Here is a 12,116-nt window from a genome sequence, read left to right on the forward strand (position 1 = left end):
ACACAGCACGGATTCGCCGATGAACGCCCGACACAATATCGCCATAATAATAACGACAGCCACCGGGCTGTCTTTACTGTTTCCTGCCCAGGCGGCGGAGCCGGATAATCAATTTATTATTCAGCAGCAGCGCCAGAGAGCATTAGAGCAACAATTAACCCCGCCCGTCCCGGACGTGCGTCTGTCCAAGCCCTCATCCGGCTTTGGCAAGATTGCTTTTCCAACAGAAAAGCCCTGCTTCTCGATTAACCGCGTCGAGCTGAGCGGTCAGGAGGCCCTGCCCCACTGGCTGCCGCTCCAGCGTATTGCAGACCAGGCTCAGGGGCGCTGTCTGGGCGGGAAAGGGATTAACCTGCTGATGAGCACGATGCAGAATCGCATCGTCGACCACGGCTGGATCACCACCCGCGTGCTGGCCCCGTCGCAGGATCTGAAGAGTGGCACCCTGCGGCTGGCCATCGTGCCGGGCACCATCCGCCATGTGAAGCTCACTGAAGAGAGCGACGACTATATCCAGCTCTACAGCGCCTTCCCGGCTCACGAGGGGAACCTGCTGGATCTGCGTGATATTGAACAGGGGCTGGAAAACCTACAGCGCCTGCCGACGGTCGAGGCCAACATGGAGCTACTGCCGGGAGAGAATCCGGGCGAGAGCGACGTGGTGATCACCCGTAAGCAGAGCAAAATGTGGCGTATCGGCCTGTCGCTGGACGATGCCGGGACTGAAACCACCGGGCGCTACCAGGGCGGCGTCACCCTGTCGCTGGATAACCCCTTCTCCCTGAGCGATCTGCTGTATGTCTCGGCCAGCCACGATCTGAATGACAAAGGCGGTAAAGGCAGCAAAAACTATACCGCCCACTACTCGGTGCCCTTCGGCTACTGGATGCTGGGCATCACCGGCAGCGACTACGACTACCACCAGACCGTTGCCGGGCTGAACGAGGATTATCGCTACAGCGGTAAGAGCAAAAACCTCGACATTCAGCTCAGCCGCGTGCTGCACCGCAGCGGCTCGCAGAAGACCACCTTCTCTTACGACGTGCTGGCGCGGGAGACCCGCAACTATATCGACGATACGGAAGTGGGCGTTCAGCGCCGTCAGACCGCGGGCTGGCGCATCGGGCTGGATCATCGCCACTACATCGGCCAGGCGACGCTGGATGCGGGCATCAGCTATCAGCGCGGCACCCGCTGGTTCGGGGCGCAGCCTGCGCCGGAGGAGTACTGGGGCGATGCCACTGCCCTGAGCAAAATTACCCAGCTCAGCGCCGGACTCGATCTGCCGTTTGCCATCGGCACGCAGAACTTCCGCTACAACGTGCAGTACCTGCGCCAGATCAGCAATACGCCGCTGACGCCGCAGGATCAGTTTGCCATCGGCAACCGCTGGACGGTGCGCGGCTTTGACGGCGAGCGCACCCTGAGCGCCAGCCACGGCTGGTACGTGCGCAACGATCTGGCCTGGCGCACGCCGCTGCCGAACCAGGAGTTCTATCTGGGTGCCGATTACGGTGAAGTGGGCGGTTACAGTTCGGATCTGCAGGTGGGTAAACACCTGGCAGGCGGCGTGGCGGGCCTGCGCGGCAACGCCTTTAACACCGGCTACGACCTGTTCGCCGGGACGCCGTTCTCGAAGCCGGACGGCTTTGAAACCAGCGATCTCACGCTCGGCTTTAACCTCAACTGGAGCTGGTGATGCGCGTCGGAAATCTGGAGATTAAAGCCCCGCTGATCCTCGGCGGGGAAGAGAGCGAGGCCGAAGTGCTGGGGGCCACCGTCTGGCTGTGGATGCACTCCCCGATGCACCGGGATGCTCCCCTGCACGCCCTGCCCACCCTGCTGCTGCCGATCATTAAGCGCCGTCAGTACGTGCTGGTCATTGAGAACGACCGCCCGGTCTTTTTCCTCAGCTGGGCCTGGCTGAATGAGGAGGCGGAAGCCCGCTACCTCACCCGCCCGTCCATTGAGATGCCAGAGGCGGACTGGGACAGCGGAGATCGGATCTGGTTCTGCGACTGGATCGCCCCCTTCGGCCACACCCCCGCGATGTACGACCTGATGCGCCGCGATATCTTCCCCGACCACGTCTGCCGCGCGCTGTATCACCGCGGCGCAGAGCGTGGCAAGCGCGTGATGCTGTTCCACGGCAGCCACGTCAGCCGTCAACACGCCAGAGAGTGGCAACAGAATCACCCGCTCGCAGTAAGCCTGCCGGAAGCGTTTAAAGGAACGAACCATGAATAAGAACCTGTACCGAATTGTCTTTAACAAAGCGCGCGGCATGCTGATGGTGGTGGCGGATATCGCCCGCTCCGGCCGCACCGGTTCGTCCCGTTCTTCCGGCATCGGCCATACCCACAGCCAGCTTATCGGCAAGGTCAGCGCCATCAGCTTTAGCCTGTGGCTGGCGATGGGGGCCGTGCAGACGGCGCAGGCCACCATCGTGGCAGACGCCGGTGCGCCAAAAAACCAGCAGCCGACGGTGGTCAACAGCGCCAACGGCACGCCGCAGGTCAATATCCAGACCCCGTCCGCGGCCGGGGTGTCACGCAACAACTACACCCAGTTCGACGTCGACAGCAAAGGGGCGATCCTCAACAACTCGCACAAAAATGTGCAGACCAATTTGGGCGGCATGGTGGCGGGCAACCCGTGGCTGGCGAAAGGCGAAGCCAAAGTGATCCTCAACGAGGTGAGCTCCCGCGACCCGAGCAAGCTGAACGGCATGATCGAAGTGGCAGGTAAAAAAGCCCAGGTGGTGATCGCTAACCCATCGGGCATCACCTGTAGCGGCTGCGGCTTTATCAACGCCAACCGCGCCACCCTCACCACCGGCCAACCGCAGATGAAAGACGGCGCGCTGACCGGGTTTAACGTCGAGCGCGGCGAGGTGGTGGTTGACGGCGCGGGGATGGACACCTCCGGCGCAGATTACACCGACATTATTGCCCGCTCGGTGAAGGTTAACGCCGGGCTGTGGGCCAACGATCTTAAAGTCACCACCGGACGCAACAAGGTGGATGCCGCCCACGAGGTGATCGAAAAAGGCAGCGACGATCCTGCCACCCGCCCGCAGCTGGCGGTAGACGTGGCCAGCCTCGGCGGCATGTACGCAGGCAAGATCCGCATGGTCGGCACCGAGACCGGCGTCGGGGTGCGTAACGCCGGGGCCATCGGTGCCCAGGCAGGCAGCGTAACCATCTCTGCCGACGGGCGTATCGAGAACAGCGGCACCCTTCGGGCTGGCGACAGCGCAAGCCTGCAAACCGCCAGCGAACTTAACAACAGCGGGGTGATCACCGCCGACAGTGACGTCCGTGCGAACGCGGCCAGCCTGACCACCAGCACCAACAGCGTGCTGGCCGCCGGGGTGAAAAGCGACGGCAAGCTCGCCGACGCGGGGGATCTGGAACTCAGCACCAGCGGCCAGCTGAGCGCCCACGGGCAAAACCTCGCGGGCGGTAATCTCAGCGCCCGGGGCCAGGGCGTGGACGTCAGCGGCAGCCAGACTCAGGCTAAACGTGTTCTGCTGGATGGCGGCGCGGGGGATGTGAGCACCGCCAGCGCCAGGGTCAACGCCAGCGAACTGACCGTCCGCAGCGGTAAGATGCTCAACAACGCCGGGGGCGCGCTGAGCGCGGAGACAATTAACCTCAGCGCCCACGACCTCAGCAACCAGCAAGGCAAAATCGTTCACAGCGGCAGCAGCGCGCTGGCAGTGGATCTGCCGGGCAAGCTCGATAACCGTCAGGGGCAGATCGGCGCAGCCAACGGCGTGCAGCTTAAAGCGGCGGCCATCGACAACACCGCCGGACAAATCGTGGCGGTGGCGGGCAATACCCGACTGGACGCCGGAACCCTCAACAACCAGCAGGGGCTGATCTCTGCGGCTGCGGGCGACGGCGAGATCCAAAGCCAGCAGGCGGTGAATAACGCCAAAGGGCGAATCGAGGCGGCGAAAACCCAGCGCATCAACGCCGGGCGCCTCGACAACCAGCAGGGGGTGATTGTCGCCGACGGCGCAACCCTGGCCCTGAATGAATTTGATAACCGTTCCGGCTCCCTGCTCTCTCAGGGTTCCCTGAACCTTGAGAGCGGCGCGCTGAACAACCAGAGCGGCTTCCTCGCGAGCGACGGCGATTTTAATCTGAGCGCGGGTGTTATCGACAACAGCGACGGCCAGATCGGCGCGAACCGGACGTTGACCGCCGGATTCGACACCCTCACCAATAACGGCGGCGCGCTGAAATCGGTGGGGGCCATGACCCTGAGCGGTGGCCTGCTGGATAACAGCCAGGGCACCACCTTCTCCGGGGATAGCCTCGCCTTTAGCGGCGACACGCTGAACAATACCGACGGGCAACTGGCGGCGACAGAGAGCCTGTCGCTGACCACCACGCAGCTCATCAATAATAACGGCGTGCTGCAGGGCGACGGGGTGAACGTCACCTCCGGCGCAGTCGATAACAGCGCAGGCACCCTCAACAGCCTGGGGGCGCTGAACCTCTCGGCAGCACGCATTAATAACCAGGCCGGCACCCTGGCCGCCAGCGGCGCGGCGGATGTGGCGGCTACGGATCTTGATAACCGCAGCGGCGGGCGCATCATTGGCGAGGCCGATACCGCCCTGCACACCACTAACCTGCAAAACGGCGGCGGGCAGATCCAGTCGGTGGGCGATCTGCTCCTCGACAGCGCCCGGGGCACCGTGGATAACGTCTCGGGGCTGATCCGCAGCGGTAAAAGCGTGACCCTGACTGCCCTGCACTTTGCTAACCAGAATACCCTCGGGGAAAACCAGGGCCTCGAAGGCCAGAGCCTGGCGCTTAATACCGGTAGCCTGGATAACCAGCGCGGCAGCATCCTGGCGAATAACACCCTGAGCATGGATAACAGCGGCGTGCTGAACAACAGCGCGGGGGTGCTGGCCTCGGGCGAAACGCTGGATCTCAGCGGTAACGGGCTAAACCTGCTGAACGCGGGCGGCACCCTGAAAGCGGGTAAAACGCTGAGTGTGGATGCGGCGTCCCTCGATGCCAGCGGCCAGCTGCTGTCGCTGGGGGATATGGATCTCCACAGCACCAGCGGGGTGAACAACACCGGTACCACTATCGCCAACGGCAACCTGACCTTTACCACCGACGGCGATCTGACCAACAGCGGCCAGCTGATGGCGGGCAGCGCCCTCGACGTGCAGAGCGCCAACCTGACTAACCTCGCCAGCGGCGAAATCAACGCCGGTAGCACCACCCTGACCGCCAGCGGGACGGTACGCAATACCGGCCTGATCGACGGGATTGTCACCCGCATCAACGCCAACACCCTGACCAACATCGGCACCGGACGAATTTACGGCGATGCGGTGGGGGTAAATGTGGATACCTTCAATAATCTCGCAGAAAACGGCACCGCGGCGACGCTTGCCGGACGCGAGCGCGTGAACCTCGGCGTGCAGACCCTGAACAACGCCGACCATGGCCTGATCTACAGCGCAGGCAGCATGACCATTGGCGGGGCGCTGGACGACAGCGGCGCCGTCACCGGTCGCGCCGGGACCATTAACAACCATAGCTCCACCATTGAATCCGCCGGGGATATGGCGATTGCCGCCGGGCAGATCAACAACATCAACGACCACTTCTCCACCGAAGTGGTGCGGGTGTCGCAGGACGATCTCACCGACTACCAGCACACCGGGTCAACCAACCGCTGGAGCTCGACAGAGCAAGGCGTCTGGGTGGATGACAACTCCTCCGACGGCCTGAAAAACCTCAACACCCCGGAGCGTTCCGGTCACGGCAACGACAATTTCAACCAGTACGACTACACCCGCACCATTGACGAAACCCGCATCAAAGAGAGCGACCCGGCGAAGATCCTCGCCGGTGGCAACCTGCTCATGACCGGTGACAAACTGTTTAACGACAAGAGCCAGGTTATCGCAGGCGGCACGCTGGCGATTGACCAGATGGGCAGCGTGAAGAACGAGGACGTGCCCGGCAAGCGTTACACCACCGATGAGGGCACCGTCACCCACTACTACCGTATTCGCCACAAAGGCGACGACGAGCAGGGGCGCGATCGCACGGCATATACCCCGCCAACCACCATTCAGGATATCGCCCTGAAACCGGGCCAACTGATCAGCAACGGCAGCGTCGAGGGCAGTAATCTCAGCATCACCCCGCTGGTGTTGCAGGGAACCGACGTAACCATTGGCCAGGCCGCGGGGGTGAAACCCGCGCCGCAGCAGACCGTCTCCCCGGGCGAGCCGGTGACCCCGCCTGCCGGGCAGCAGTTTGAAGTGACCCCGGCCGACGGCGCGATCCGCATTATCGGGCCGAATACCACCCTGCCGGACAACAGCCTGTTCAAGGTGAACCCGTCGGCAGACGTGCCGTACCTGGTGGAGACCGATCCGCGCTTTACCAACGAGCGCCAGTGGCTCGGCAGCGACTATATGCAGGACGCCTTTACCGCCAATGGCGACAACACCCAGAAACGGCTGGGGGATGGCTACTACGAGCAGCGGCTGATCCGCGAGCAGGTGATTGGCATTACCGGCCAGCGCTATCTCGACGGCTACAACAACGACGAAGAGCAGTACAAGGCGCTGATGGATCGCGGCATTACCTTCGGCAAGCAGTACGATCTGAAGATCGGCGTGGCGCTGACGCCGGAGCAGATGGCGCTCCTGACCGGGGATATCGTCTGGCTGGTCAACACCCGGGTGAAAATGCCGGACGGCTCAACCGAGAGCGTGCTGGTCCCGCAGGTGTACGCCAAAGTGAAACCGGGAGATATCGACGGCTCCGGGGCGCTGATTGCCGGCAACAACGTCTCCATCAAGCTCAACGGCGACCTGTTTAACCGCGGGACCCTTGCCGGGCGCAAAGTCCTGCAACTGGATGCCGACAACCTCACCAACCAGACCGGCACCATCCAGGGGGCGGACGTTAACCTCAACGCCCGCACCGATATCAACAACCTCGGCGGTGCCATCGTGGGCGACAGCAGCGTGCTGGCCAGCGCCGGACGCGACATCAATCTCATCACCACCACCGTCAGCGCCGACAGCGTGAACGGCGAGAACAGCTTCGCCCGCACCACCATCGACAGCGTCTCCGGCATTTACGTGCAGGGTGACGACGGCAGGCTGGCGCTGCAGTCCGGGCGGGATATCACCCTGACCGGGGCGCAGGTGATCGCCAGCGGCGAGAACGGCAAAGCGCAGCTGGTGGCCGGGCGGGATATGACCCTCAATACGGTGGAGACCGCCAGCCGCGATAACCTGGTGTGGGATGCTGACAACACCCTCAAACAGAGCCAAACCCGCAGCGTCGGCAGCGAAGTGACGGGAAAAGGCGACGTGACCCTGGCAGCAGGCAATGACCTCACCGCCCGCGCCGCCGCCCTCTCCGCCGGCGAGGCGTTGAACCTCAGCACCGGGAATAACCTGACCCTGGCGGCAGGCGAAAACACCCAGGATCTGGACGAACGGCATAAAGTGGTCGGCGGTAACGGCTTCCTGTCGAAAACGACCACCACCACCCGCGACCAGATTTCCCGCCAGACGGTGCAGAGCAGCGAGCTGAACGGCGACACCGTTAACCTCACTGCCGGAAACGATCTGACCGTGCGCGGCAGCAACGTGGCGGGCACGGGCGATGTCGCCCTGCTGGCGGGCAATAATCTGACCGTCGATACTCAGGGCGAACGCAACACCGAACTGCACCAGAAGCAGGAGAAAAAATCCGGGCTGTTAAGCTCGGGCGGGATCGGCTTTAGCGTCGGCACCCAGAGCATTAAAACCACCGACACCGGGGCGGATGCCACCCAGGCGGGCAGCACCGTCGGCAGCGTCGATGGCGACCTGACCCTGCGCGCGGGCGATCGCCTGACGGTGAGCGGCTCGGATCTGGTGGCCGGTCAGGATATGGCCCTGAGCGGTAAAAACGTCGACATCACGGCAGTGAATAACCGCAGCCAGCAGACCCACGAGGTGGAGCAGAAAACCTCCGGGCTGACCCTGGCGCTCTCCGGCACCGTCGGCAGCGCGCTGAACAGCGCCGTCGAGGCCTCCCAGCAGGCGAAATCCTCCGGCAGCGGTCGTTTGCAGGCATTGCAGGGCGTGAAGGCCGCGCTCTCCGGCGTACAGGCCGCCCAGGCGGCACGGATGGATCAGGCCCAGGGCGCGGATGCGGGCAATACCAACACCGTCGGGATCAGCCTCTCCTACGGTAGCCAGTCGTCGAAATCCACGCAATTCAGCGAGCAGAATATCGCCCAGGGCAGCAGCCTGAACGCCGGGCGCGATCTGAGCGTTGTCGCCACCGGCAGCGGCGAGCGCGGCGTGGACGGGGATCTGACCGTAGATGGCAGCCAGCTCAGAGCGGGCAACGATATTACGCTCGCCGCCAACCGCGATCTGTACCTGCGCTCGGCGCAAAACACCCAACTGCTGGACGGTAAAAACGAGAGCAAGGGCGGCAGCGTCGGGGTCGGGATTGGCGTCGGCTCCGGCGGCTTTGGCCTGAACATCTCCGCCAGCATCAACCGGGGCAAAGGCAGCGAGAGCGGTAACGGCACCACCCACAGCGAAACCACCGTGAACGCGGGCCGCCAGGTGACGCTCCTGACCGGACGCGACGCCACCCTGACCGGGGCGCAGGTGAGCGGCGAAACGGTGAAAGCGGACATTGGCCGCAACCTGACCCTCACCTCCGAGCAGGACAGCGATCGTTACGACTCGAAACAGCAGAACGCCAGCGCGGGCGGGAGCTTCAGCATCGGTTCCATGACCGGCTCGGCCAGCGTCAACCTCAGCCGGGACAAGATGCACAGCAACTACGACTCGGTGGTGGAACAGACCGGGATCTTCGCTGGCAAAGGCGGCTACGACGTGACCGTGGGCGAGCATACCCAGCTCAACGGGGCGGTAATTGGCTCTACGGCGACCGCCGATAAAAACCGTCTCGATACCGGCACTATCGGCTTCAGCGATATTGAAAACCGCGCCGATTTCGAAGTGGAACACCAGAGCGTGGGGATGAGCACCGGAGGCAGCATCGGCAGCCAGTTTGCCGGTAACATGGCCAACGGCCTGCTGGTGGGCGCCAACCGCGACGGGCATGACAGCAGCACCACGCACGCCGCGGTATCGGACGGGACCCTGATCGTCCGCGATCAGGATCGTCAGGTCCAGGATGTCAACCAGCTCAGCCGCGACGTGGAGCACGCCAACCAGACGCTCTCTCCTATCTTCGATAAAGAGAAAGAGCAGGAGCGGCTCCAGCAGGCGCAGCTGATCGGCGAGATTGGCAATCAGGTGGCCGATATTGCCCGCACCGAGGGCAGCATCCGCGCCACCAACGCGGCGAAAGAGAAGCTCAACCACGTCAACGCGCAGGATCTGCAGGAGGCGAAAGCCGCGTGGGAAAAAGCCAACCCGGGCAAAACCGCGACGCTGGATGACATTAACGGTCAGATCTACCAGACGGCCTATAACGACGCGTTCAACGCCTCCGGCTTTGGCACCGGCGGGCAGTATCAGCAGGCGATTCAGGCGGCGACGGCAGCGGTTCAGGGCCTGGCCGGGAGCGATCTCAGCGCGGCCCTCGCGGGCGGTGCCGCGCCGTACATTGCAGAAGTGATTGGTCACCATAGCGGGTTAAACAAAACGGGCATCGTCGCCGCCCACGCGGTAGTCAATGCCGCGCTGGCCGCCGCCCAGGGGCAAAACGCACTGGCGGGTGCCGCCGGTGCCGCCACGGGCGAGCTGGTGGGGATGATCGCCAAAGAGATGTACGACAAATCTGCCGATGAGCTGGATGAAACGCAGAAGCAGACGGTTTCTGCCCTGGCGACGCTGGCGGCGGGCTTGTCCGGCGGGCTGGTGGGCGACAGCTCTGCTTCTACTGTTGCCGGGGCGCAGGCGGGTAAAACGACGGTGGAGAATAACTCCCTTGGCGACATCGCCGCGGCACTGGCGCAGGGTAAAACCACCGAGCAAGTAGCCGAAGAGCAGGTGAAGGCCGAAAATGAACGCTATAAGCGCGAAAACTGTGGCGGGATGAGCGCCGAAGCCTGCTCGGTTAAAATGTACACCGAGCGTCGGGAAGCGCTGAAAGAAATGGCGTTGTTTGGCGTAGATTTTGTCCCGGTCGTGGGTGATATCAAGAGCTTCGCGGAAGCGCACAGTGCGCTTGATTATCTGGCAGCAACGATTGGCATCATTCCTGGCGCAGGGGATGTTGCGGGCAAAGCCATTAAGGGTGCGGAAAAGGCGCTTAAAGCAGGCGATCTGGAAGCGGCGTCTAAGCTGATTAACCAGGCCAGTGATGAGATTTATGCCGTATCTGGTGCTAAGTGGAACTGGAATAAGGAACTCAACAAGCCGCTCCCTAATAAGACCTATAATCTTGATGGCGACAAAGTCTACAAAACGGACCATCTGGCAAGGCCTCAACAGGTCGAAGCAACCCTGAGTGCGAACGTAAAAGACAGGAATGGTTATCAACAGTGTAAGTCCGGGAAATGCGGTAATCCTGGTGATGAGGGTGGTCACTTAATCGCCAGTATTTTTAATGGTCCTGGAGAAAAGTTAAACCTGGTGCCGATGGATGGTAATCTGAACAAAGGCGCATGGAAACAGATGGAAAATACCTGGGCCAAGGCAGTAAACGAAGGTAAAGAGGTGAAGGTCAAGATTCAAACATCGTATATTGGTGATAGTGTCAGACCTGATAAGTTCACAATAGTGTATTCGATTGACGGTGGTCGCCCGATTGAAAAAGTCTTTAACAATACACCTGGAGGTAAGTAATGCGCTCTGATCAAGAAATATATAACGATATTGGTTCAGTTTTGCTGTCAATCGCTCCAGGTGATGCGGTAAAAATCATTCTATGTGCCAAGTTAGAGCCAGAAAGTGACTGTGGTGAGTTCACTTATGACTATATCGATAAACAAGGAAACCAGCATTGGGTCACTGAAACTGCAGATGCAAGTGCAAGACTCTTAGATCTTTTGGTCGAATTAAGAAATTTCTTTGTTGATAACTTTAAATCACAAGAAAAGCCATTCTGGCATGGCTGTGAAGTAACGGTAAATATTGAAACATTGAAAATAAATATTGACTTCAAGTATGAGGATTAACAGGCGACTTCCCGCCCTTCCGGCGGGAGGCTGGCATTTACGACAGGAATAAGAGGAAAGGGTCTGTGGCTCACTCACATCATTTGATTAAAGTTATTGCCGATATGGCCATTTTTCTTGAATTCACTGACGAACATTCACTCAATCCAGATGCCGCTGTGGAAATGATGGAACATATTGCCGCCGAGCTTCAGCAACTAACGGACGATGAGAAAGGGAGTATTATCGATTCCTTTGCAGAGATTGCTAAAGCGTACCGAGGGGACGAGTCCGACTTTGTCAAAGCCCTTCCCGATACGCTGGGTTTACATTAACCTCATTTAATGAATCGTTCTTACAGACTTATATTGGCGGGAAAAAGCCACATTATCTATGCCATGGGCTTAAGGCGCTGAAAAATATGAGCTTGCTCCTGATGTTACCAAATACATTTTTCTAAATTTCTATAGTGGAATGGGATCACTAAGCGATCTCGTATTGTACAGAAACGGAAAGGCTTTGATGAGTGAAAACGATGAACTTAATCAGCTCAGACATGACCTGTTTAACCTCCTTTCATGAACAAAAATCCCGCTTTCTCGGGAGGCCAGGAATGAAAAACAGCACTAAATCGTTCATTAACCTTGTTTACCTGTGCTGCGCAATAGGTCTGGCCGTGTTCATCCTGACGCTCCTTGGCCGTTTAGTTGGCGCAGGATTAGCATGGAATGTGAAAGAGGGTTTTCCCTTCTCTTTCAAGGACGTGTTGATATGTCTTGAGTTAACCTGGCTGGGGCTGCCTGCGGGTTTGGTCATCTGGTTTTTTTATCACCGGTAAAAGACCAGACAGCTTGCAATGTGAATCACCTCCCGCCCTTCCGGCGGGAGGTTGGCTTTATGGCAAAGTAAAATGAGACTCGATAATTCCAAAAAATCCCTATGGGCGCTTTTGGGCATATGTTTTTTAATGTGCATCG

General features: G+C 60.3%; 7 protein-coding genes. All 7 read left to right on the forward strand.

Features of this window, described 5'->3' with window-relative positions:
* The first annotated feature begins 19 nt into the window (after positions 1–19).
* The 7 genes from M8318_RS13195 (at position 20) to M8318_RS13220 (ending at position 11,977) form a co-directional block, all read left to right on the forward strand.
* Complete coding sequence (locus tag M8318_RS13195; protein ID WP_262663104.1) at positions 20–1,699, forward strand: ShlB/FhaC/HecB family hemolysin secretion/activation protein; 1,680 nt, start codon at positions 20–22, stop codon at positions 1,697–1,699.
* Positions 1,699–2,247 (forward strand): toxin-activating lysine-acyltransferase, encoded by a 549-nt coding sequence (locus M8318_RS13200; RefSeq protein WP_262663106.1) that lies wholly within the window; start codon positions 1,699–1,701, stop codon positions 2,245–2,247. Before M8318_RS13195 ends, M8318_RS13200 begins: the two co-directional genes overlap by 1 nt.
* On the forward strand, positions 2,240–10,828 hold the full coding sequence (locus tag M8318_RS13205) for a hemagglutinin repeat-containing protein (RefSeq protein ID WP_262663107.1): 8,589 nt from the start codon (positions 2,240–2,242) through the stop codon (positions 10,826–10,828). Before M8318_RS13200 ends, M8318_RS13205 begins: the two co-directional genes overlap by 8 nt.
* Positions 10,828–11,160: an immunity protein YezG family protein gene (locus tag M8318_RS13210; protein ID WP_262663109.1), complete on the forward strand. Its 333-nt coding sequence runs from the start codon at positions 10,828–10,830 to the stop codon at positions 11,158–11,160. Before M8318_RS13205 ends, M8318_RS13210 begins: the two co-directional genes overlap by 1 nt.
* A 65-nt stretch (positions 11,161–11,225) precedes the next feature.
* The gene (locus tag M8318_RS13215) at positions 11,226–11,474 is read left to right on the forward strand and encodes a hypothetical protein (RefSeq protein ID WP_262663111.1); all 249 of its coding nucleotides are present in this window, start codon (positions 11,226–11,228) and stop codon (positions 11,472–11,474) included.
* A 115-nt stretch (positions 11,475–11,589) separates the two neighbouring features.
* The gene (locus M8318_RS22745; protein WP_408612276.1) at positions 11,590–11,721 is read left to right on the forward strand and encodes a DUF6966 domain-containing protein; all 132 of its coding nucleotides are present in this window, start codon (positions 11,590–11,592) and stop codon (positions 11,719–11,721) included.
* 31 nt (positions 11,722–11,752) lie between these two features.
* On the forward strand, positions 11,753–11,977 hold the full coding sequence (locus M8318_RS13220; protein ID WP_106994940.1) for a hypothetical protein: 225 nt from the start codon (positions 11,753–11,755) through the stop codon (positions 11,975–11,977).
* Positions 11,978–12,116 lie beyond the last annotated feature (139 nt).

The organism is Leclercia tamurae, from assembly GCF_025566055.1.
Classification (GTDB): domain Bacteria; phylum Pseudomonadota; class Gammaproteobacteria; order Enterobacterales; family Enterobacteriaceae; genus Enterobacter; species Enterobacter tamurae.